Annotated in this window: 26 protein-coding genes; 14 read left to right on the top strand and 12 right to left on the bottom strand. The window is 46.6% G+C overall.

Features of this window, described 5'->3' with window-relative positions:
- The first annotated feature begins 6 nt into the window (after positions 1–6).
- The 3 genes from ACE3MZ_RS02835 (at position 7) to ACE3MZ_RS02845 (ending at position 3,557) form a co-directional block, all read left to right on the top strand.
- Entirely contained in the window at positions 7–795 is a 789-nt protein-coding gene (locus tag ACE3MZ_RS02835) for an ABC transporter permease (RefSeq protein WP_411346679.1), read from the top strand.
- Between the two features lie 438 nt (positions 796–1,233).
- Positions 1,234–1,986: a hypothetical protein gene (locus ACE3MZ_RS02840; protein ID WP_411345042.1), complete on the top strand. Its 753-nt coding sequence runs from the start codon at positions 1,234–1,236 to the stop codon at positions 1,984–1,986.
- 50 nt (positions 1,987–2,036) lie between these two features.
- Entirely contained in the window at positions 2,037–3,557 is a 1,521-nt protein-coding gene (locus ACE3MZ_RS02845) for a hypothetical protein (RefSeq protein ID WP_411345043.1), read from the top strand.
- A 142-nt stretch (positions 3,558–3,699) separates the two neighbouring features.
- Here ACE3MZ_RS02845 and ACE3MZ_RS02850 read toward each other — a convergent pair whose 3' ends face one another.
- Together ACE3MZ_RS02850 and ACE3MZ_RS02855 are read right to left on the bottom strand one after the other, a co-directional pair.
- Complete coding sequence (locus ACE3MZ_RS02850; RefSeq protein ID WP_411345044.1) at positions 3,700–4,248, bottom strand: GNAT family N-acetyltransferase; 549 nt, start codon at positions 4,246–4,248, stop codon at positions 3,700–3,702.
- Positions 4,249–4,505: 257 nt separating this feature from the next.
- Positions 4,506–4,703, bottom strand: a complete 198-nt coding sequence (locus ACE3MZ_RS02855; RefSeq protein ID WP_411345045.1) for a hypothetical protein — start codon at positions 4,701–4,703, stop codon at positions 4,506–4,508.
- A gap of 429 nt (positions 4,704–5,132) precedes the next feature.
- On the opposite strand from ACE3MZ_RS02855, the gene ACE3MZ_RS02860 reads away from it, so the two are divergent.
- Complete coding sequence (locus tag ACE3MZ_RS02860) at positions 5,133–5,552, top strand: universal stress protein (protein ID WP_411345046.1); 420 nt, start codon at positions 5,133–5,135, stop codon at positions 5,550–5,552.
- Between the two features lie 127 nt (positions 5,553–5,679).
- The gene (bcp, locus tag ACE3MZ_RS02865; protein WP_411345047.1) at positions 5,680–6,153 is read left to right on the top strand and encodes a thioredoxin-dependent thiol peroxidase; all 474 of its coding nucleotides are present in this window, start codon (positions 5,680–5,682) and stop codon (positions 6,151–6,153) included.
- 236 nt (positions 6,154–6,389) lie between these two features.
- Here the strand turns inward: bcp and ACE3MZ_RS02870 are convergent, their stop codons facing one another.
- From ACE3MZ_RS02870 to ACE3MZ_RS02880, 3 genes are all read right to left on the bottom strand, one after another.
- On the bottom strand, positions 6,390–7,823 hold the full coding sequence (locus ACE3MZ_RS02870) for a stalk domain-containing protein (protein ID WP_411345048.1): 1,434 nt from the start codon (positions 7,821–7,823) through the stop codon (positions 6,390–6,392).
- A 164-nt stretch (positions 7,824–7,987) separates the two neighbouring features.
- Positions 7,988–8,641, bottom strand: a complete 654-nt coding sequence (locus tag ACE3MZ_RS02875) for a DedA family protein (protein ID WP_411345049.1) — start codon at positions 8,639–8,641, stop codon at positions 7,988–7,990.
- A 268-nt stretch (positions 8,642–8,909) separates the two neighbouring features.
- Complete coding sequence (locus tag ACE3MZ_RS02880; protein ID WP_411345050.1) at positions 8,910–9,578, bottom strand: alpha/beta hydrolase; 669 nt, start codon at positions 9,576–9,578, stop codon at positions 8,910–8,912.
- 386 nt (positions 9,579–9,964) lie between these two features.
- On the opposite strand from ACE3MZ_RS02880, the gene guaA reads away from it, so the two are divergent.
- The 6 genes from guaA to ACE3MZ_RS02910 all read left to right on the top strand — a co-directional run bounded on the left by guaA (position 9,965) and on the right by ACE3MZ_RS02910 (position 14,526).
- Complete coding sequence (gene guaA / locus ACE3MZ_RS02885) at positions 9,965–11,503, top strand: glutamine-hydrolyzing GMP synthase (protein ID WP_411345051.1); 1,539 nt, start codon at positions 9,965–9,967, stop codon at positions 11,501–11,503.
- 89 nt (positions 11,504–11,592) lie between these two features.
- Complete coding sequence (locus ACE3MZ_RS02890; protein ID WP_411345052.1) at positions 11,593–12,066, top strand: SRPBCC family protein; 474 nt, start codon at positions 11,593–11,595, stop codon at positions 12,064–12,066.
- Positions 12,067–12,288: 222 nt separating this feature from the next.
- A complete protein-coding gene (locus ACE3MZ_RS02895; RefSeq protein ID WP_411346680.1) occupies positions 12,289–12,942 on the top strand; it encodes a restriction endonuclease in 654 nt (217 codons plus the stop codon).
- Between the two features lie 41 nt (positions 12,943–12,983).
- A complete protein-coding gene (locus ACE3MZ_RS02900) occupies positions 12,984–13,430 on the top strand; it encodes a DUF3290 domain-containing protein (RefSeq protein ID WP_411345053.1) in 447 nt (148 codons plus the stop codon).
- 24 nt (positions 13,431–13,454) lie between these two features.
- Positions 13,455–14,090, top strand: a complete 636-nt coding sequence (locus ACE3MZ_RS02905; protein WP_411345054.1) for a DUF421 domain-containing protein — start codon at positions 13,455–13,457, stop codon at positions 14,088–14,090.
- A 79-nt stretch (positions 14,091–14,169) separates the two neighbouring features.
- Positions 14,170–14,526 carry a nucleotide excision repair endonuclease gene (locus ACE3MZ_RS02910; RefSeq protein WP_411345055.1) on the top strand — a complete coding sequence of 119 codons (357 nt, stop codon included), beginning with the start codon at positions 14,170–14,172 and terminating at the stop codon, positions 14,524–14,526.
- Positions 14,527–14,859: 333 nt separating this feature from the next.
- Here ACE3MZ_RS02910 and rluF read toward each other — a convergent pair whose 3' ends face one another.
- Positions 14,860–15,573, bottom strand: coding sequence for a 23S rRNA pseudouridine(2604) synthase RluF (gene rluF, locus ACE3MZ_RS02915; protein ID WP_411345056.1), 714 nt, complete (start codon positions 15,571–15,573; stop codon positions 14,860–14,862).
- Positions 15,574–15,728: 155 nt separating this feature from the next.
- Here rluF and ACE3MZ_RS02920 point away from each other — a divergent pair, with 155 nt between their 5' ends.
- Genes ACE3MZ_RS02920 through ACE3MZ_RS02930 form a run of 3 tightly spaced genes read left to right on the top strand, consistent with a single transcriptional unit; the run spans position 15,729 to position 17,160 of the window.
- Complete coding sequence (locus ACE3MZ_RS02920; protein ID WP_411345057.1) at positions 15,729–16,319, top strand: DUF1349 domain-containing protein; 591 nt, start codon at positions 15,729–15,731, stop codon at positions 16,317–16,319.
- A gap of 54 nt (positions 16,320–16,373) precedes the next feature.
- Positions 16,374–16,742: a hypothetical protein gene (locus ACE3MZ_RS02925; RefSeq protein WP_411345058.1), complete on the top strand. Its 369-nt coding sequence runs from the start codon at positions 16,374–16,376 to the stop codon at positions 16,740–16,742.
- A gap of 34 nt (positions 16,743–16,776) precedes the next feature.
- Positions 16,777–17,160, top strand: a complete 384-nt coding sequence (locus ACE3MZ_RS02930) for a VOC family protein (protein ID WP_411345059.1) — start codon at positions 16,777–16,779, stop codon at positions 17,158–17,160.
- Positions 17,161–17,162: 2 nt separating this feature from the next.
- Here ACE3MZ_RS02930 and ACE3MZ_RS02935 read toward each other — a convergent pair whose 3' ends face one another.
- The 6 genes from ACE3MZ_RS02935 to ACE3MZ_RS02960 form a co-directional block, all read right to left on the bottom strand.
- On the bottom strand, positions 17,163–17,663 hold the full coding sequence (locus tag ACE3MZ_RS02935; protein WP_411345060.1) for a hypothetical protein: 501 nt from the start codon (positions 17,661–17,663) through the stop codon (positions 17,163–17,165).
- 182 nt (positions 17,664–17,845) lie between these two features.
- Positions 17,846–18,568: a hypothetical protein gene (locus tag ACE3MZ_RS02940; RefSeq protein WP_411345061.1), complete on the bottom strand. Its 723-nt coding sequence runs from the start codon at positions 18,566–18,568 to the stop codon at positions 17,846–17,848.
- Positions 18,569–18,920: 352 nt separating this feature from the next.
- Positions 18,921–19,148, bottom strand: coding sequence for a hypothetical protein (locus ACE3MZ_RS02945; RefSeq protein ID WP_411345062.1), 228 nt, complete (start codon positions 19,146–19,148; stop codon positions 18,921–18,923).
- Positions 19,148–20,587 (bottom strand): dihydropyrimidinase, encoded by a 1,440-nt coding sequence (hydA, locus tag ACE3MZ_RS02950; RefSeq protein ID WP_411346681.1) that lies wholly within the window; start codon positions 20,585–20,587, stop codon positions 19,148–19,150. The genes ACE3MZ_RS02945 and hydA overlap by 1 nt, the downstream gene beginning before the upstream one ends.
- On the bottom strand, positions 20,587–21,873 hold the full coding sequence (preA, locus tag ACE3MZ_RS02955; protein ID WP_411345063.1) for an NAD-dependent dihydropyrimidine dehydrogenase subunit PreA: 1,287 nt from the start codon (positions 21,871–21,873) through the stop codon (positions 20,587–20,589). Before preA ends, hydA begins: the two co-directional genes overlap by 1 nt.
- 59 nt (positions 21,874–21,932) lie before the next feature.
- Entirely contained in the window at positions 21,933–23,324 is a 1,392-nt protein-coding gene (locus ACE3MZ_RS02960) for an NAD(P)-dependent oxidoreductase (RefSeq protein ID WP_411345064.1), read from the bottom strand.
- Between the last annotated feature and the right edge of the window lie 80 nt (positions 23,325–23,404).

The raw sequence follows: 23,404 nt of genomic DNA on the forward strand, positions 1-23,404 counted from the left end.
ATGCGCATGTCGTATTATACCGGACTGATTTGGGAATATTTTACGAATTATATGAAAACAAGATTAACCTATCGCGCCGACTTCTGGGTGGAAGTGATCTCCGATCTGCTGTTTCAGGCAACGAATCTGATCTTCATCTTCGTTGTGTTTGCACATACAGAGACGCTGGGCGGATTTACCGAGGCAGAAGTGGTATTTGTATATGGCTACTTTATGGTGCCGTATGGATTGTATAGCTGCTTTATCAATCTGTGGAATTTTGGCGACCGTTATATTGTCAAAGGGGAGATGGATCGCATCCTCACTCGTCCGGCACATAGCCTGTTCCAGATTTTTCTCGAAAATCTTGATCCGCCATCGCTGATTGGCTCGGCGATTGGACTGATTATCATGATCTGGAGCGGCGGGCAACTCGGTTTGGAGATGGAATGGTGGTATATTCCAGCCCTGATCCTGATGACAATTGGCTCGACGCTGATCTACGCGGGCATTTATATTATTCTGACTTCGGTGTCCTTCTATTCCGATTCACCGACTGGCATCATCCCGCTCATGGTCAATATCCAGACCTACGGACGTTACCCGATTACGATCTACAACCGCATCATTCAGATTCTGCTGACGTGGGTACTGCCATTTGCCTTTGTCGGCATTTATCCGGCAGCTTTATTTCTGGAACGACCGGAGATGATGAATATGGCATGGATGACACCGGTGATGGGACTGATCTTCTTCACGGCGGCGCTGTTGTTCTGGAACAGCGGAGTGAAGCGGTATCGGGGAGCGGGTTCGTAGTTCTGTTACTGTATTTCATAGAACGTATTTCGGCAAAATCTAAGCTCAACATCTACGTTCTGATCATCGACGATCAGAGATGATCTTTATCGCAATATTGCTATGTCTCACCAATCATTCAACAGCATCCTGCATTTCTGCTATGGCATGTTCAACATTTTCGGCTGTCTCATTGGACAGCTATACGTGAGCAGCCAAGCAGGAATACAGGATGTTTTTTGTGTTGCATACAAGCATCTTTACATGCAAAGTTTAATTTCTTCTTTTTCTAAATTTAAAAATAGTTGGAAATCCTGCAAAAGTCATGGTATTATGGACGGCGGGTATGAAATAGATATAAATACCTAGTTCTTAATAACTAATTCTGAAAGGGGCAATACCATGGCTTTTTGTACACAATGTGGTACAGAACTACAAACAGATGAGGTACATACTTGCTTGACCAAACAGCAATCTGTAGCAGTGCCAACAGCTTCAACCGCTTCGGCGGCAACCGTATCTACTCCAGCATCATCCGCAGCACCGATGATCGCTAGCGCAAAAGAACAGCTCTCCAAAGTAGACAAGCACAAAATCTTAAACCTGCTCAAAAATCCAATGTCCGCCCTTCAACTGCGGGGCGACAGTGACCTGTTATACGGCATCATAGGCATCGCCGTATCGTTAATCGGCTTTATGTTATGGGCATGGTCGTTCAAACATCAATTGATCAAAGCAATGATTGGTCAGCTGAGCAGCATCTTCGGCGGCGCTGATCAATATGATGAAACGTACCGTTCTGCGAGCGATTCCATGTCCATCGTCGGGCACTCGCTGATCCTTTGCCTCGTATCGACGCTGATCTTGCTAGCAGCCGTCTTTTTCATTGGCAATAAGCTGGGTACTCAGCGCTTGTATTGGAAAGATGCACTCGTGAAGCTTGGCGGCTTGCAATTTGTAACAGGAGCTGCGTTGATCGTCGCTGCTCTGGTCATGCTAGTAACAATGAAATTTTCATTCGTATTGCTGTTTGCTATACTGATCTCTTCATTGATGCTGACACTGTATGCAGGGATTGAGATGTTCCGCCTATCGCGCGAGCGTGCCGTATGGTTTATCGGCAGTACCGTATTGATTCAGATTGTCGCTATCTTACTGGTGTTCAACTCGTTTGGCAATGAGATGGTCAGCAGTCTGCGTAATATGTTCTGATTGCGTACGTATCTATCATTGAACGGATCTAGAGAGGAAGAGACATCCCTATGTATTGTGGCAATTGCGGTACTCCTACCGAGAAAGACTGGGTATTCTGCAAACAATGCGGACACCAGCTTGAGCAAGGAACTGAAACAACTGACGACGAACCGGCAATCATGACTGCCGATACACTAGCACCTTCCGATATTCCAGCAACAACTCCTGTGCCACGAGCACCGTTATCCAAAGCAGCCAAGCGGAATCTGCTTATCGGCGGTGGTATACTGGCGCTAGCGCTGGCAGCGTTCCTGATTCTGCGTCTGACGAATGGACCTGGTACACCGGAGCAATTAGCAGATAAACTTAACGCCGCTGTCAATGCAGGCGATGCCAGTCAGCTAGCATCCTATCTGGATGACAAAGATTCACCGCTGCACGATCAGCAGAAAATCGCGTTGCTCACCGAAGCACTCAAAAACGAAGATACACGCGAAGAATATCAGTACGAGATCGCTAACGCATTGGATGAAGCCAAGATAAACGAAGAAGATAGCACCTCCGCTGCCGATGCGATCAAAAAGCAATTGCAAGCAGTACTCAGCAATGATTCTAGCTGGATCACTTTTGCTCCAGAGCAATCGTGGCGCGGCACCCGCTGGTCAGTACACATTGAACCAGTAGAGGTAGGAAACGACGTGTCTTATATGCCAGAAGGTGTCAAATCGACCATCCAGATCGGCGATCTAACCTCCAATAGCGATACGTTAAGTGATCTGTGGCCAGCAGCTTACCATTACACAGCTACCATCGATGGCACCTATGCCAGCGTACCGGCGCAAGGAATCGTGAAAGCATTCAAGGTTACTCGTATGAACGAAACGGATCTTGATCAGCAAAAGATTCAATCGATGACGTTGATTATGCCGGATGGCGATGCACAGGTGACGCTGAACGATAAACCGGTAAGTAGCGATCAGGGCGACTATGTTACCATTTTCCCTGCACCTGCCGAAGCCAAATTTACCGTCAGCACTACAGCGCAAGGTGTCGATCTCAAAGGCGATCTGACGATCACACCGACCAATGACCATAATTATGATTTGAATACAGTATTGCAGAAGCCGATTGCTGAGAAAGCGCTAGATCTCGTATACAACGCATCCGAAAGTCTGGCAACTGCGATCAACACCAATAATCCCAAAGCACTCAAGGACGTGAATCCTGATTCGGATTACTACAACCGTGCTACATGGGAAATGAACGAATTCACTTCTTCACCCAAGTACAAACTGCAAAAAGTTGTCATCGATCTCGACTCTGTAGATATACGTAGCGACAGCATCGAGTTAACTGCGACACAAGTATACAAACGTACCAATGAAGACGGCTCTGTCGAAGACAAAAACGTCAATTGGGACTATACCATCACCCAGAAGCCGAATACCGACCAATGGTGGGTACATTCTGGCTACGCTGGTTGGAATAACGCGATTGGTTCCCAGCACACGATTGAAAAGTCAGCTACCGATGCAGCTTCTTCCTCATCGGATACGTCATCCACATCGTCCGACACTGACGCAACGTGACTTCGATACAGTACGTATTGCATTGACCTTCTAAGCAACACAAAAAGCATCCCTTTCCTGACAGGTTTGGCACCAACCGTAATGGTTGTACCAGCAGTTCTGCGAAAGGGATGCTTTGTTTTGCTAGATAGTCAGGTATTTATTAGTCCCGTGGATTCACAATTCCCATCGTTACGTGATCCTGCCAGACGCCGTTAATCTTCACATTTTTACGAGCCAAGCCTTCACGTTCAAAACCTGCCTTTTCCAGCACTCGAATCGACCCGATGTTATGCGGCATCACACCCGCTTCCAGACGGTGAAATTGCAGTTCCTCAAACGCATACTCCACCACCATCTTCACCGCTGCCGTCATGATACCTTTACCGTTATACAGATGATCCAGAAAATACCCGATCCAACAACTCTGCAAATTGTCCCGCACAACCTCACTCAGCATAATCAACCCAACAATCTGCTCCGTCTCCCGCTGCATAATCACAAACCAGTATCCGACATCCTGCGTAGCCCGTTCCATCCGTTTGCGCGCTAAGTCTTGCTGCCCTTCTAACGTATAAAACGTTTCTGCTCGCGCCCCGGTAAACTGCTGGAAAAACTCGCGATTCGCAGTTTCCATATTCAGTAGCTGCGCGGCATCGTCCACCTGTACCAAGCGCACCTGAATGCTTTCATTTTGCATCATTGTCTTCATACTTTATCGCTCCTTTTGCTTGTTGAGAATCAATCTGTACGGCAGAGATGGTAGGTCGTGCCATGTGCCAATAAGCCATGTTTGAGACTATACTGCACATTGCATCCGATCTGTCACTTTATACATCCTATTCTATACTCCGCTCACCATCATATCCCGTATCCCGTACGCCGCATCTTACGCACCACGCCAAAAACCACAGGCAACAACTCCCTGTGGTCGGCGTTCATGCTGTATACCGAGTGTATTCACAGGCGTTAACCTGTGTGCATGTCCGTGGTTTCTTTTGGCATCCGTGTGTACATAACCATAGCGGATGCTGTCCAAGAAAGCCTGCACACCGGTCGACAATATCCAGTTTTGGACAGAGGAATCCCGTGAATACCCGCTGCAAAAAACACAGCGGTCTCATAACCGACGCCTGCAGACAGGGAAGAGAGCACTCGTTTCTTCATGGGATATCCTCCTTTAGCAAAATATTGGGTAGTGCAGAGATGATAGCAATATCCATACACTTTGTTAGCATAATGTACGGTTGAAGCAATATTCCGATCAGTTATTGGCATGATATGGGGATGAGAATAGTACTTCCATCTTTCTCTGACACTGCTGTAATAGATCCGTTCCGATTATGCTGCTTGCCTGCTATTATATCGACTCCCGCAGTTCTTTTCAAATGAGTATACAGATTCCTCATCATCGCAAAGCAATTCCCTTTTTCGTCATGCTAGTAAGCTGATGTGTAACATAACCGTTTCGGCGGGTATACAAGTAAGAAGAGGACACGTTATTTTCTAGTGAATTGTATCGTGCGAATCATGCAGGCTTATCTGTTAGATCGCTAATATAAGTCACCTATCATCCTTTGAATAGGAGTGTTGATCATGTACAATCACATTCTGATTGCCGCCGACGGTTCTGATAATTCCCTTCGTGCTGCTGGTGAAGCTGTGCAGCTGGCGCAATTGAATCCGCAGGTAACCGTAGAAGTGTTATTCGTCGCCGAACCCGATAAAATCAAAGACGAAGTGCTGCAATCCCACAACCACGACGAGATTCAATACCACCGTCAAGAAAAGGTACAGCCGATTCTTGATACGTTCCGTCATGCAGGAATTGAGCCGAAGCTGACTACTGTAAATGGCGAACCCGGTGCCACAATTGTAGATTATGCGCACAAGCAAAACGTCGATCTGATCGTGATCGGCTCCCGTGGACTCAATTCCCTGCAAGAACTCGTCCTCGGCAGCGTCAGCCACAAAGTCATCAAACGCGCCCATTGCCCGGTACTGATCGTCAAATGATTCAGCATTCGGCATCTCCGCATGTCAGACGGGCAATGGCAGTTGGCTTTTCATCCCGTACCCTTTCTACTATGATTAGAGCATACTATCTTCCATACCCTATTTTATTTCAAAAGGAGCTATAACCATGAGCGAACTGCAACCTGGACAACCCGTACCGGACTTCACACTCGAAGCATCCGGCGGCAACGAAATCTCCCTGAGCGATTACCGCGGCAAAAAAGTCGTGCTCTACTTTTACCCCAAAGACAACACCACTGGCTGCACGCAAGAAGCCTGCGATTTCCGCGATAGCACAGCTGGTTACGAGCAATACGGAGCCGTCGTACTAGGCATCAGCCCAGATAGCGTCACCTCCCATGACAAATTTGTAGCCAAACACGAGCTACCATTCTCACTACTATCCGACCCTGATCACGCCGTTGCGGAAGCATACGGTGTATGGCAGTTGAAGAAGATGTATGGCAAAGAATACGAAGGCATCGTACGCTCCACCTTCCTGATCGACGAAGAGGGAAACCTGCAACAGGAATGGCGTAATGTGAAGGTGAAGGGGCATATTGAAAAGGTGCTTCAAGCGGTGCAAGGGCAAGAGGGATAGCAACTCTTAGATACTGAGAAATAGCAAGATAGCAGAATCATTTTCTGAATATTGTCTTGTATAGTCTGGAGTATCATTCAAAAGATAACTTCTCATTCAAAAGAACCTGCCGACAGGAGTAAATCATCGGCAGGTTCTTTTATTTACGGGACAGCAATAGATACTTGCTGCTTTAATTCCTCGTTAATGCCCCTTTCAAACAAGAAATATTAACCTCTACATGCCAAAACAAGATGTTAATTCGTTGTAGTCACGCCATCAGTATGAATGTCCACCTCATAATTGGCACTATTCCAATTCACTTTAGCGCCAATCGTCTCCGAAATGAAGCGTAACGGAATAAAAATACTCTCGTTGGCATATTGAGGCGGAGAAGATAGAGATACCGTTTTACCATTAACAATGGCGGTATTTTTTCCTTTGGTCAGTCGGATAACAGTATCTCCATCTGTAATAGATACATCGTTTTTATTGGTTTTATCCCATACAACTGTTGCATTCATCTTCTCAAACAGTCCGCGTACAGGCACATAGACTGCATTTTTGATTAGCAATGGAGCATTAGGCATTCGAATAGTCGAATTGTTCAATGTTACTATGATTGGTTTTTGGACAATTACAGGTGTTGCACTGGATGAAATAGACGGATCGCTAATTCCCAATTGACCTTTATCATTCATACCCCAGCTATGCACATTTCCATTTTGATCAAGAGCAAGAGTGAAATTGATTCCTGAAGCAACTTGCGTAATTTGCTGTAAACCGCTAACTTGTGTTATTGCAGTTTGGCTATTTTGAGGATCGATTTTCCATACAGTATGGTTATCGGCAATAGCATAGATGACGCCAGTTGAGCTGTTATCGGTTGCTATGGCTGGTAATTTCAATATATAGGTTTTGGGAGCAACCATATTGGAAGACAAATCCCAATATAATATTTTACCCTGTTTATTAACAGCAACAATCTTCTCATAACTCATTTTGGCAGATATAATCTGTTTCCCGTTTGTCAATAAAGTAGGCGCTGTTATAGTATTATCGACAGATCCCCATCCCCACAATGTGCCATCTTTTTTCAAAGCAATTGAATAATTGTCATAAGCAGCAATAGCTGTGACTTCATTCAAACCAGACAAACGCACAGGCGTATTGTAAAAAGAAGTAGTATTTGTTTTTGTCTTGTCTAATTGTCCGCTCGCGTTCGATCTCCATCCCCATACTTGTCCATCTTTGTCCAGAGCAAGAACATGCTTTGCTCCGGTTGCTGTGGTAACAATACTTGTTAGATCTTGTATCTGTACAGGAGTAGATGTCTTCTGACCACTTGGATCTTCAACTCCCCATGTATACACTTGTCCTTTTTCAGTAACAGCACTTGTATATATGCTTGAACCGGGAGAAATAGCTTTAAACGGTGTACTTGGTGTTGTAAAGGAAAGCGGCGAGAGGTGGATATAATTGTCACCAGTTCCTGCATTTTTCCCAAGTCCCCATGTGAACGTTGTACCATTCTGGTCAATAGCATAAGATGTGCTTGATGAAGCTTGTATGTAGCTAATAGATTGTAGTGCATGGACTGTATTGCTTTTGGCTGCTGTTACATGAATAGGTGTCCAGAGATTTAGACACAAAAAAATGATTAAAGGTACTGCATATCGGCTTGATCGCATCTATTTTTCCTCCTGTTTTTATATGATTATGGTTACATAAAGAGTATATTTTATCTACAGTCGTATAGTCGAATCTAATCTCGCCCTATTGAAAAAATATAAAAGCAGTGCAGATTGTGGCATTTAAGCTCGGTATCTGCACTGCTACTTATATTCATCCTCGTTTATTCACCACTCGAATCATCCGACTTCTTCTTCCCAAATTTATTCACCAGATCAATCCCGAGCTGCCTGCGGTACTTCACAATCACTACTGCCAGTACCAGACCGACCAGGATCGCAATCGCTTCGCCCGAATACTCGTGAATCCAGTGAAACACCAAATTCCACTGCGGTCCAAAGATCTTACCCAGTAGCAGAAACACGAGCACCCATAGCATCGCCCCACTATACGCATACGCCGCAAAGCGCCAAAACTTATAGTTCATAATCCCCGAAAAGTACCCCGTAAAATGCCGTACCCCCGGAATAAAATACCCGACAAACACAAGCGTATACCCGTACTTATTAAACCACTTCTGCGCCTTGTCCAGCTTATGCTCCGGCAACAGAATCCATTTGCCATACTTGCGCATAAACGGCAAGCCCGCCTTTTTCCCAATAAAATACGTAATCGTCATCCCGATCGTCGTTCCGGCAAAGGCGCATACAATCAACCATCCAAAATGCAGATGCTCCAAATACGACAAATAACCTGCATACGCCATCGTCGTTTCACCCGGAAAAGGCAACGCCACAAATTCCAGCAGCAGCCCTAGAAACAACACCAGATAGCCATGATGGGTAAATAACGATTCCAAATATTCCACAATTCCCATGAGATTGCCTCCACAAGCTAGAATAATCCTTACTATACTATAAGGAAGTGGCGTTTCTGTGCCCATGTTCGAATACGATGGGGCAATCGTTCTCTTCTATAATAATAACAATAGCAAATTCCAGTCAGACATATATACGATACCATATCTACGTAAAATGAGGTGCTTCTATTCCTAGTTTACATATTGCTCCTACTATATAGTATACGTTTATGCAGTACAAAGGAGGAGTACTCATGGACATTCAAGTATATACCGTTCACTCTCACTACGTAACATGATGAGTATCGATCCAGTCTTGCACAGCTTCGAATACCTCGTGCTTACGCTCTGCATAACAGACCAGATGTCCGCTGGCAGAGATTATCACTACGTTCGTATGCGGCGTACCTAGATGCTTTGCCAGATACGAAGCACTTTTTAGTTTAACAAGATGGTCCTGATCGCCTTGCACGATCAGGGTAGGGATTTGGATCTGAGGATAGATGGCAAATGATTCGCGAACGATCCGATAAAATTCACGTGTTGCTTGGGAAGGCACAACGAAAAGATTGCGAATATATGCTGTTACCATTGGCCACTTCGACAGCGTTCGAATAATCTGCCGAGGATTGAGTGGGAAAACGGGTGCAGCCAGCATCGTTAATGAGCGAATCTGATTCGGATATTTTGTTACCAGATGAGCTGCAATGAGTGCGCCTGTTGAGAAGCCGATCAGATGTATGTGAGAAGACGTAGTGAGCAATTGCTTTACTTGGGTCTCGGCGCTATCGATCCAATCATAACGAGTGGCATGTCGAAGCTCGGCTTTCGTACCGCCATGCCCTCGTAAAGTGAACAGTTTGACCCTACACCCTTGCGCTTCTAAATGTTCAGCTAATGGAGAGACTTCATGCTCTCCTCCTGTGAATCCGTGAATCAGCAGACATACGTTCACAATAAGCTCCTTTGGTTTTTATAATTGTAAGATGCGTATACAATACGTGTATTCTTCCAAACGCTAGAATCTTATCATAACGGTTTATGATATCCGATGGAACGTTTGGTAACAGAACAGAGATGACTACCGGTTCATGGGAGTGATTGCATTTCAATAATGTACGTAAGAACCAGGTCGGGCAGCCTGCTCGTTTGAATCGACCTCCTTCGATACAATGCTCCCTTCCAGCCAGATGTTCCTGCGATATCCGCGCTTCTTATTTATCTGTTATGAAAAAACAATGAAATCATCTGAAAAATGAGCAATTCTAAGTACGACAAGCCTTGACGGTCTCTTTTGCGGGTAGGTATAATTAGACTCATTGAAAAGTGGGAGGCACATGAATGAACAGTCCAAATGAAATAATCGTTGTCCTTGATTTTGGTGGACAATATAATCAGTTGATTGCAAGACGTATCCGCGACCTTGGCGTATACAGCGAACTTTTACCTTTTAATACTCCTGTTGAACAAATCCGCGAACTGAACCCGAAAGGGATCGTGTTCTCCGGTGGTCCATCCAGCGTGTATGCGGAAGATGCACCGCATGTGGACCCGGCTATCTATGATCTGAATGTGCCAATCTTCGGTATCTGTTACGGTATGCAGTTAATGGCTCAACAATTGTCCGGTAAAGTAGAACGTTCCGCAAAACGCGAATACGGCAAATCCGATGTGGATTTCATGGCGCATTGCGTACTGAACAAAGGCATGGAAAGCAGTCACACCGTCTGGATGAGTCACGGTGACCACGTAGTCGGTCTGCCGGAAGGCTTTGTGCTGGATGCCAGCACCGAGTCCGCACCAATCGCGGCGATGAGCAACGAAGCGCGTCAGTTGTATGCTGTCCAATTCCACCCGGAAGTGCGTCACTCCGTATTCGGTAACGAAATGATCCGCAACTTCTTATATGAAGTCTGTCAATGTCACGGCGAGTGGAGCATGCAGACGTTCATCGACGATACAATCGAAGATATCCGCAAACAAGTCGGTAACAAAAACGTACTGTGCGCACTGAGCGGCGGCGTCGATTCTTCCGTCGTAGCGATCCTGCTGCACAAAGCGATCGGCGACCAATTGACTTGTATGTTCATCGACCACGGCCTGCTGCGCAAAGGCGAAGCCGAGAGCGTGATGGAGACATTTGTCGGTAAATTCGATATGAAAGTTGTCAAAATCGACGCACAAGAGCGCTTCCTGTCCAAACTGGCAGGCGTAGACGATCCAGAGAAGAAACGTAAAATCATCGGTAACGAGTTTATCTATGTATTTGACGAAGAATCCAAAAAACTGGGCGACTTTGCTTTCTTGGCACAAGGTACACTGTACACCGATATCGTCGAGAGCGGTACAGCAACAGCGCAAACGATCAAATCTCACCATAACGTCGGCGGTCTGCCGGAAGATATGGACTTTGAACTCGTAGAGCCGTTGAAAACCCTCTTCAAAGACGAAGTTCGTAAAGTCGGCGAAGAATGCGGTCTGCCACGCGCCATCGTATGGCGTCAACCGTTCCCAGGTCCGGGTCTGGCGATTCGCGTATTGGGTGAAGTAACTGAAGACAAACTGACCATCGTCCGCGACTCCGACTACATCCTGCGCGAAGAAATCGCGAAGGCAGGTCTGGAAAGCGAAATCTGGCAGTACTTCACAGCGCTGCCGAACATGAAGAGCGTTGGTGTTATGGGTGATGCGCGTACGTATTCCTATACGGTAGGTATTCGCGCGGTAACTTCGATTGATGGTATGACTGCGGACTGGGCACGTATTCCGTGGGATGTGCTGGAGAAGATTTCGGTGCGGATTGTTAATGAAGTGGATAACGTGAACCGCATTGTGTATGATATTACCTCGAAACCGCCAGCAACGATTGAGTGGGAGTAGGATTTAAATAGTTGTACGTTTGTAAAAAGCAGTCTGGTCGTTGATCAGGCTGCTTTTTGTATCATTATTCAAGAAAGAGGAAGCTATATATGCCGATCATCGTTCACGAAATCTATATTGAAGCTTCAATCCAACGTTGCTTCGATCTCGCCCGAAATGTTGATATTCATACGCAAACTACAGCAAGCACAGGTGAGAAAGCAGTCGCTGGAAAGACAAGCGGTTATCTAGAAAATGGAGACGAAGTAACATGGGAAGCTGTCCATTTTGGCATCAAGCAGCAATTGACCGCAAAGATTATACAGATGCATCCGCCGCATGTCTTTGTGGATATTATGGTCAAAGGTGCATTTCATTCGTTCAAGCACACGCATGAGTTTGTTGAGCAAGGTACAGGTACGATTATGAAGGATTATTTTGAGTACAAGTCTCCACTTGGAGTACTAGGTAGAATAGCAGATCATTTATTCCTGAAAAGTTACATGACTCGTTTTTTGATTTTGCGTGCCAAAGAATTGAAAGTACTCGCAGAATATACGGTAAATAGAAAGGATATAGAATGATATGGGTAGATACTGGGATTGATCGCCTACATACAAAAATGAAGCTCTATATGAAAGGTAGTTCTTTATTGATTATTATTACAATGTGATTCGTCGAATTACTCAACGAACGTTCTAAATATATAGAATACATGGTATTATTTCACTATTATTCTTTATTGAGATAGTCCATAAGATTCATAATCATAAGCAAGATAAAAAGTGGAGGTTAATTGTTTGGAAATGATATCAGTTTTAATTATTGTAGCCATTCTCATAGTCGGTACAGTCGTATATCTAATAGTAAAGGGTTCAAAAACAAAACATAAAGCTAAAGACATTCGATCCATAGCAGAAAGCCATGATTTGAAAAAAATCACGATAGAGCATATTGATCAAATGAAAGATGGTTCCGAGTTTGAGATATATTTGTACAGACTATTTGTGAAGTTAGGATATGCTGGTGTGTATAAAACGGTAGGAAGTCGCGATTTCGGTGCAGATGTGGTGTTTACAGATCGCGAAGGTATTCGAAATGTCATTCAGGCTAAACGTTACTCTCCAGAAAATAAGGTCGGAATTGGCGCGGTTCAAGAAGCATTTTCCTGTATGCGATATTACAAAGCGAAAAAATCAATGGTCATCACCACATCTACATTTACAGATTCATGTGAAACATTAGCTGGTATTAATCATGTGAAGCTACTGGATCGCGATGATTTAATCGCCATCATAAAGTGCTTACAAAAGGACGATATTGCAGCCATCAAAAACAGAATTGAAGCAGAACCGCGAATGATTCTGGAATCGTGGAACGAAATGAATCGTTCCGAATTGCATGAAATCAAAAAGGATCACAAAGCAGAGGAGCTTCTCCAAAAGATGAAAAGTAGCTAACCGTATTCCTATGTTTCGCAACCCAAGAAAGGAGCACACCCGTGAACTTCTACACCATCACCTACCTAGAGGGACAATCCACCATCAATCTCTACCTCAAATACATCTTCATCTTCGTCGCGCTCATCATCTTATTGGTCGTATTCTCCCTCTACCTGCGCCACCGCATCCAGACCAAGTACCGCGACCTCAGTATCATCCTACTGCTGGTGATCGTCTTCCTACTCGGCGTGCAGTACTCCGACTATACCCAAGACCAGAGCACTTATTCCAAATACTCGCAAATGGTTCAGTTCATGCACCAACTCGCCAAGGATCAGAGTCTCGACGAAACAACGCTCAGCGTCAACGCAACTACACTCAGCGACGGCATCATCGTCAAAACGACAGATACCTACTATTCCGTCCGATTCAACTCGGACATGAGCGCCTATACATTGCAGGAAGTGCATCTGGTCAATCCCGACATCAAACTTGTCGACAAGTAAACAAGTAGAGGAGACACGCCCCATATGGAAACGTACTATCCCGTTATTATCAAACTCGCGCTGGGCATTCTCTGCCTGATTTTTCAGATCAATCTGATGGGCAAGGGCAACCTGGCTCCGACGTCGGCGATGGATCAGGTGCAGAATTATGTGCTCGGTGGCATTATCGGCGGTGTTATTTACAATGAAGCGGTTACGCCACTGCAATTTTTCCTCGTACTCATTATTTGGACGTTGCTGGTGTTCATTATTAAATTTTTGAAGGAGCACAATCGTCATGTCAAACGCATCGTCGACGGTAGACCAGTCACGTTGATCGCCAACGGCAAGGTGGATGTGGGCGAATGTCTGCGCTGCGGCATGTCTGCCAATGAGCTGATGTTCAAGTTACGCTCCAACGGTATTTACGAGATTCAAACGGTCAAGCGTGCGATGTTGGAGCAAAATGGACAGATCTCTGTCATTCAATACGGTGATGAGACGATCCGTTATCCGATCATCGTGGACGGACAGGCGAATCAGGATGTGCTGGATCTGATCAACAAGGATATGGACTGGCTGCATGAACGTGTGCGGGAGAATAACTTTAGCGGGCTAAGCGACATTTATCTCGGCGAATACATTTCCGGTGAAGTACGATTGCATGGATATGTGAAGTGAATGCGCATTATACCCGTATCTATTCACGATTATTTGTGATAGGATGAACACCTATATTGAAAAAGGAAGTGACCACCACTTGATTCAAATTACGATTCCCGAAGCGGATGTATCGATCACCAAGCAAAGCAATCCGCAACTCAGCCATATTTATGGATTTACTGATTTTCATCTGATTACCCGCGAAAAGGGCGGCATTTACATGTTCTACAACGAGCAGGATGAACTGCTGTTCGTCGGCAAAGCGCGCAAGCTCAGACCGCGCATCAAGAAGCATTTTGAAGATACGGTATCGCCGATCAAGAACCATCGCGACGAAGTGACGCGGATCGACGTTTGTGTAGTTGAGGATGCGACCGAGCGTGAGATTTATGAAACGTATATCATCAACAGCCTGCAAGCACGCTATAACATGGAGAAAGTGTTCTACAAATAAGTGCCTGCTTTGTAGCCAATGGGCAGTCGCCGAGCATCTACAATAGCAAGCCCTGCTTTACGACTAGCCGTATAACAAAAGCTGCCTTCCTCAAAGGGAAAGCAGCTTTTTTCGTGTATATTCTTGTAGCTGTAGTTGATAGAGCTGGTATTGAGATACCGGGTGTTCATATAGCTGATTTTGATTCATTTTGAGAATCGCTAGTCCTTTTAGAAAAGCAAAATTGGAGATTGGATTTGAAATAGTAGTTTTGAAGAAGGTGCTTTGAAATAGCAGACAGCGGCTCATTCATTCGCGATTGTCCGATATTGCCGTATGATCTAGCAATACACTTTACAACGGGCGCGGCGTATAATCCAGATCGCTGAACAGCTGCTCTCGTTCCTTGTCCGTCAGATCACGCCACTTACCGATCGGCAGACTGCCGAGACGGATATTCATAATCCGCGTGCGACGCAGTCCGTGCACTTCATACCCAAGCGCCGAACACATCCGGCGAATCTGGCGGTTCAAGCCTTGCGTTAGAATAATTTTGAATACATATCTGGATTGCTGAGTCACTTTGCAAGGAAGAGTGACCGTATCCAGAATCTCTACACCGGATGCCATTTTGTTCAGAAATGATGGCGTGAGCGGACGATCCACGGTCACGATATATTCCTTCTCATGCTTGTTCTCCGCACGCAAAATCTCGTTAACGATATCGCCGTCATTCGTCAACAGGATTAATCCGTCGGAATCCTTGTCCAGTCGCCCAATATGGAAAATGCGCAGCGGATGATTGACAAAATCGACGATATTTCCTTTGATATGTCGCTCGGTCGTACTCGTAATGCCGACTGGTTTGTTGAGCGCGATATACACATGCTCTTTTTTCTGCTCGGCACCGATTGTTTTGCCATTGTAGCGCACATCGTCGCCAGGCTGTACCTGACTGCCGAGTTCGGCAATGACACCGTTGATCGTTACTTTGCCTTCGTTAATCCATTTATCCGCACCACGGCGGGAAGTCGCTCCAGACTCGCTAATATATTTATTGATTCGCACGTATGACACACCTTTAACTCGTTTTTTGGAAATGCAGCGCTTGGCTGTTTCCAGTCTATATCTAAGATACCCTTTTTCGTGCTTTTTTGAAAGGTGTCACATCGGTTAATATACATAGTAACTACATCGTAAGCACAAATAAATGAGGTGAGATTATGCAATATATTCCGCAGCATGTAGATCGGTTGCTGACTATGTTTCCGCCGGAAAGTCAGCAGGTGCAGGATGGGCAATTGATCGTGCGCAGTCTACCAGACAGCGACTTTTGGCTGAAAACACATTATGGATTTGAACGATATAACGGGCATGTGCTGTATGATGAGATCAAGGGCGATTTTGACGTGACGGTGGAGCTGAGTATGAAGCCGCAGAGCACGTTTGACCAGTCGGGGCTGTTTATTGGCATTGACCGGGACAACTGGCTGAAGACGTCGATTGAATACATACCGGATGGACCATGTCATCTGGGCGCGGTCGTGACGCGCTTGGGATTCTCGGACTGGTCGACACGTAATATGGAGTCGCAGGTTTTTGCAGGGCGGCTGTTCTTTCGGGTGAAGAGGGAAGGGGAGGACTTTTTCGTGTATTTCCGAAGTGCGGCAGAGCAAGAGTGGGAGCAGCTGCGCATCGCTCATCTGGATTGTTCGGCAGGGCAATTGCTGCGTGTAGGCATGTATACAGCGAGTCCGATGGATCGCGGATTTGAAACGACCTTTTCCAGCTTTGAGATTCAGCGGCTGGATTGAGGAAGATGTACAGGAATGGATGAATACGATTGACTGTCGATAGGAGGGAAGAAGATGACTCCGCTCATACTCGTGCTCTGCTGCGCCGGGCTGCTGGTGCTATTCGCGCTGGCGATTATTGTGCTGCCGGCATTACAGCGGCGGGGGAATCTGACCGAGCGTATTGTGCAGGAAGGATATGCGGCGCGCGGACTGATTTTGGATTTGACACCTACGGGCAATTATCGCTCTGGACAGCCCGAGCTGGCAATCCACATGCGTATTGAGAAGCCGACCCAGCTACCGTTTGAAGCGACGGCAGTTGTGACGGTATACAGCATCCACCGTTCCCGATTTCAGGAGGGCATCCATGTCCCTGTTCGTGTACTGGAAGACCGCAAGGGCAGACATGTGGTAGTTAAAGGAACGGTGGAGTATCCGTAAGCACTACAATCCTTTTGAAAATGGAGATGACGAGATGATCGATTTTCAATACATTCATCATGCCAGTTTGGCGGTGCGCGATATAGAAGTGTCGCGGCAGTTTTATTCAGATGTGCTGCAATTACAGGAGATACAGCGTCCACCGTTTGATTCGGTCGGGATCTGGTATGCGTTGGGCAGTCAGCAGCTACATTTGATACAACAGCCGCAAGGAGAGACGCTACGCAACGGCGGGATTGATTCGACAGATGGGCATGTGGCGATCTGGGTGGGAAGTTATCGCGGAACGCTGGAATGGCTGGATGCGCAGGGTGTGTATTATGAAGCAAGACCGAATAGTGTGGCGGGATTTGCTCAGATATATATTTTAGACCCGGATCGGAATATTATTGAACTGGACACTGCGTATGAGAAATGATTTTAGTGTGTAGTGTAGATAATCTGATAAGTAGATCCTTCATACTCGCTCGTTGTAGAGAGAACAACACGGTGAATACCTTCGTGAGAAGCTGGTAACGAATCTCCAAAACAGTGCGGGGACTCCCAATCCTCCAACGTTCTGCCTTCTATGATTCGAACAGATTCAGGCTCCCATTTGTCTTTCTCACCATTATGATATTCGAGTGAAATAATCATATACTCGTTATCTCTAAGTTGATGAGAAAAGTGAAGATTTACACTATCGTCGGTATTGAATGTAGGACTGTAATAAACGGGAGATTGAGACGTTAATAGAAAATTCCCTTTCAGTTCGCCTGCAAATTTGGGAGACACTCTGAAATCTGGAACCAAACAAGAATCCCATCCCGTTTTATTGGTCACCGCAGATTGTTGAGCAGTAGCAAGCGAAGGTGATAATGCAACTACCGACAAAATCCCCAACAACACAAACAGACGAAGCGAGCGTTCAAAATGATTCATAAATGAAACCTCCTTCATGTTGATACCCGGGAATGTGGAGAAATGCTTATGTAATGGGCTCGACTTCATAGTAGCATAATTCAATTACAGAAATATTTGTTTTAAAAAATAAATATTTCCATATAAAACAGACCATCTGATCGTAGCATGGTCTGTTTTGGTTTACTCGAATAGTGCTCTTATTACTCTGCTTTAACGGTAGACAGTGAAGTGGAGAGTTGCAGTCCAATCGTACCGGCATCTTCACTTTCAGGAATCATCGTGTGGAAAATATAACCGTTCTCGCCTTCGGGTTCCCAAACGATATAGTTGTACGTGCCTTTCTCATTGCTTACCTGTAACAATAGACGAGCCTGACTCATCGGACTTTCAGCCAGCTGATCGCCGCTGTATTCCTTGACTTCGCCATATTTTTGCAGCTCGGCTTTACCTTGTTTGCGTAGCTCATCCAGATTGAAATCGGCTGGCAAAGGCTCGATGGTTGCTGTGTTTTTGGGCTTATCCGTCAGCATCAATTGATTGGCACTGCTGTCAAAAGTAAATCCGTCAAATACATACAAGGAATAACTGCTTCCTTTTTTCAAAGTGGCAGGGTATTTCTTCAGTTCACCGGTTGCCATCAGTTCAAACGATTGAGATTCCGGGCGGTTGTCCATAGAACCGGCAGTACCGGAGCTAGTTGAACTTTCATTGTCCGTAGATGCCGGCGTGTCTGTACTTTCATTAGTAGCAGGGGCATCGCCAGTGCCAGAGTTAGTTTCTGGAGACGTTGTTTCAGTCGTTGTAGCTGGTGTTGTTTCCGATTGCGGCGCTGCACTGTTGCTGGCGGTATCGCTACAGGCACCGAGCAACAATCCTAGTAGTACAGTTGCAGTCAGCGTCATGATTTTGCGGTTGGTTTCCATGTTGATACACTCCTTCGTATTGGAATCGTGGATAAGCATAGGACAACACGCCTTGTATGTATAGACGGGATGAACCTGTAAATGGTTACGGTTTCAGCCAAATTCATTGCATCAACATGAAAAAAGCCCGATTTGGTGCGCTTGTTCATGTTGGGGGCATGACACAAGCGAACGACCAATCGGACAAGACATGTAAGGGAATCCGGGTGGTACAACATCATTCAAACGAGCATGTTACGGTAGAAGGAATGACCATTTGCAAGAAGCAAAAAAGATAATTCGGCGAGTGTAAAGCATGATCTCCATATGATATCGCAGCCTGTTGTCAGTAGTCGGTAAGTGGCAAGCGTTCTTACCCCGACTGCGCCTGATCTTTTTTGCCAAATAACAGGCTGGTCACATACTTGCGCGCATCGGCAGTCAGCAGTTGCAGCTGGGTGCTTTCCTTAGAGTTACCATTGCGGGCAAACAGGATCATCGCACCGTCCAGAGTTTCACGGATAGCGAGTACCATATATCCCTGTGCCATCACTTCGTCGATCTGCATCTTTTCCTTTTCAAACTCGGCAAAAGTAGACATCAGATCACCCCTCCGCTCAGTTCTGTTTCCGGCATCGTCTTCAGCTCAGTTGTGGCAGGTGCTTCAAAGCGATTCCGGTGTAAATATTGTCCGCTACCCGGTGTGCCAACAAATGTCTTATCGCGAATCACAAATTCACCGCGGCTTAATACTGACACCGGCTCGCCAGTCACTTCCATGCCTTCGAAGGCGCTGTAATCTACCTTCATATGATGCGTGGCAGCAGACAGCGTCCGCTTCACAGTCGGGTCGAAAATGACGATATCCGCATCGCTGCCGATCGACAGTGTGCCCTTTTGCGGGAACATACCGAACAGCTTGGCGCTGGTCGTCGAGACCATGGATACAAATTGATTGAGTGAAATACGACCTTTGGCAACGCCCTCGGAATAGAGGATACTGAAGCGATCTTCAATGATCGGACCACCATTTGGGATTTTGGAAAAGTCGCCGCGTCCCAGTTCCTTTTGTCCTTTGAAGTCAAAGGAGCATTGATCTGAGCCGATCGTTTGCAGACTGCCATTCCACAGACAATCCCACAGCACATCCTGATTCCATTTTTCCCGCAGCGGTGGCGACCAGACATATTTGGCACCTTCAAAGTCCGGCTTTTCCAGATCGGTCTGATCCAGTACGAGATATTGCGGACAGGTTTCGCCGTAGATGCGCAGCCCTTGCTTGCGTCCTTCGGCGATTTTCAGCGCAGCATCGGCGCAGGTCACATGCACAACATATAGCTGCGAATCGGTTAGTCCAGTTAAGGAAATTGCGCGTCCGGTTGCTTCGCCTTCCAGCTCTGGTGGGCGAGTGAGTGCATGGTAGATCGGGTCGGTCTGTCTGGCAGCAAGCGCCTGCTCGATCAGGAATTCGATCACATCGCCATTTTCGGCATGTACCATAACGAGTGCGCCTTCGCGGCGCGCGGTTTGCAGTGTTTTATACAGGGTACCGTCATCCGCTTGAAAGCTGTTTTTGTACGCCATGAATACTTTGAATGATGTGATGCCTTCATGTTCCATGATGACTGGTAATTCGGTCAGCACATCGTCATTGATCTCGGAGATCATCAGATGGAAGCTGTAATCAATCACCGCTTTATCCTGCGATTTGGTGTGCCACGTATCGACAGCACTTTGCAGACTTTTGCCTTTATTGGTCAGACAGAAATCGATAATGGTCGTGGTACCGCCGAAAGCAGCTGCTTTTGTACCAGATTCAAAATCGTCCACAGTGGTCGTTCCGCCAAACGGCATATCCAGATGAGTATGCGGATCAATGCCGCCGGGAAAAATGTAACAGCCGGAAGCGTCGATGATCTCGGCGTCCGGCGCATCCAGCTGTACAGCAATGGTGGTGATGATACCGTTCTCGATCATCATATCGGCAGTATACGTTTCGGCTGCGGTAACAATAGTTCCGTTTTTGATGATTTTTTTCATCATATAACCTCCACGGTGTGAGAATCGTTGAGCGAGGCAATCGTGCGTTGACGTTCGTTCCACGTCATCGGCGGCAAGCCACTATCGATAGCAACCATATCAATCGCATCATCAACTGGACAGACGATCGAGCAGAGATTACAGCCAACGCAATCTTCTTCACGTACCTGCACGATGCTCTTACCTTCGGCATTGGTCAGCATATCGATACATTGATGCGACGAATCTTCGCACGCAATATGGCATTTGTTGCAATTGATACAGTTGTCCTGATTGATACGGGCAACGACTTGATAGTTGAGGTTCAGATCGCCCCAGTTGGAATATTTCTGCACCGAGCGTCCGACTAGTTCGGATACCGATGACAATCCTTTTTCATCCAAATAATTGCTCAGTCCGTCGATCATATCCTCCACAATGCGGAAGCCGTGGTGCATGGCAGCGGTACATACCTGAATGCCTGTAGAACCCATTAGCATGAATTCGACCACATCCTGCCACGTACCGATACCACCGATGCCCGAGATCGGTACATTGATCTCTGGATTACGCGCACATTCAGCAACCATATTGAGCGCAATCGGCTTCACTGCCGGACCGCAGTAACCGCCATGCGCGCCCTGGCCGCCAACGTGTGGAATCGTATTCCACGTATGAATATCGACGCCAGCGAGACTGTTGATCGTATTGATCATGCTGATCGCATCCGCACCACCGCGAACGGCATGGCGGGCAACGACCGTAATATCTGTAATATTGGGCGTCAGCTTGACGATAACCGGAGTGGTCGCAACCTCTTTTGCCCAGTAGGTTTGTTTTTCGACCAGATCGGGCTGCTGCCCGGATGCTGCACCCATGCCGCGCTCTGCCATACCATGTGGACAGCCGAAGTTCAGTTCCAGCCCATCCACACCGACATCTTCCACGCGCTTGACGATCTCGTGCCATTTCTCCTGATTCGGCTCCACCATCAGCGAAGCGATAATCGCATGATTGGGGAAACGCTTTTTCGTTTCGTAGATTTCCTTCAAATTCACATCCAGCGGACGATCAGTAATCAGCTCGATATTGTTAAAGCCTGCCACCCGTTGACCGTTAAAGCTAACAGCCGCAAAGCGAGAAGAGGTGTTGATGATCGGATCGCCCAGCGTTTTCCAGACAGCACCACCCCAACCCGCTTCAAAGGCGCGCTGCACCTGATAGCCGGTATTGGTCGGTGGCGCCGAAGCAAGCCAGAACGGATTCGGCGAACGGATACCTGCAAGATCAATACTCAAATCTGCCATAATGAAATCCCTCCAGTCATGTATAAGCCATTCCATACGGTCCTTGTTGTTGACAAAGATTACACTGCTGAGCCGATCACATGATCCTGCTGCGGCAACAATTGACGAACGATCGCATGTGCCGCATCCTTGCCTTGCTGGGCAGCGGATACGACCATTGCTTCACCGCGTCCAGAACCGAAAATAATATCCCCGGCAGCATATACTTTCGGATTGGATGTTTGATACGTTACATCGTCTACCTCCACCACGCCCCACGCATGATGCAGTCCGAATTGTTCAATCAGTCCTTTTTGCCGCTCCTGCCCAATCGCCGTTACGACGGCATCAACCGGTAATAGAAATTCCGAACCAGCAACCGGCATCGGAACGAGTCGTCCATCTTTGCCCGTTTCGCCAGTTAACGTCATCTGCACACATTCCAAATGGGTCACTTTACCGCTCTCATCGCCAACAATGCGCTTCGGCAAGGTTAGCCAGCGGAATTCCACGCCTTCCTGCTTGGCGAATTCATATTCAAAGTCGTATGCTGTCATCTCCTCGCGTGTGCGACGATAAATCATTTTTACATTGGCAGCGCCGAGACGAACCGAGCAGGTAGCAGCATCAATCGCCGTATTGCCTGCACCGATTACAGCGACATGTTGACCGATCAGATTAACGGAGGGCAGACCGGTTTTGGTCTGTTCCACCAGCTTGATCGCATCGTACACACCGTCCAGCTGTTCACCCTCGATGCCGATTGGCGGTACATAGCCCATACCAGCAGCCAGTACAACGGCATCATACTGCTCCAGCAATTCGTCGGCGCTAATATCGGTGCCGACACGGACGCCCGTTTTGATCTCTACGCCCAGTTTCTGTACTTGCTCCACTTCCCATAAGGAGATGGATTGTGGCAGTCGGAAGGAGACGATGCCGTATGTATCCAATCCGCCCGCCAGATCGCGCGCTTCATAAATTACAACGTCAAATCCCTTTCTTGCTAGCTCACGAGCTGCCGATAGACCAGCAGGCCCGCCACCAACAACCGCAACTTTATACCCTGTACGTTGTCCCGGTTGGAACAACTCCGCATTGCTGGCAATTGCCCAGTCTGTCGCATAACGTTGCAACAATCCGATCTGAATCGGTGCAGAAGCATCGTTCAATACACATGCACCTTCGCACAATTCTTCGGTTGGACATACGCGTGCGCAGCTGGCGCCCACCGGATTCGATTCCATAATCGTCGTAGCGGCTCCGCGCAGATTATCTGTTGCAATTCTTTTTATAAAAGAAGGGATATTAATACTCGTCGGACACGCCTTGATGCAAGGTGCATCATAACAGTAGAGACAGCGATTCGATTCTTCCACCGCTCCTTTGCGCGATAAGCCCGGTTCAGCCTCGGCAAAATTATGCATAAACATATCCGGTGAAAATGCGGTAATAGGTGAAGAATGGTTCATCAGTCAGCCCCCTTGTACACAATATGAATCTGAAAAGTGATTTTTATGTTATTTATTATGACATTTATAAATGAATTCAT

Origin of the sequence: Paenibacillus sp. WLX1005 (genome assembly GCF_046603685.1) — a bacterium.
In the GTDB taxonomy this organism is placed as follows: Bacteria; Bacillota; Bacilli; order Paenibacillales; family Paenibacillaceae; genus Saccharibacillus.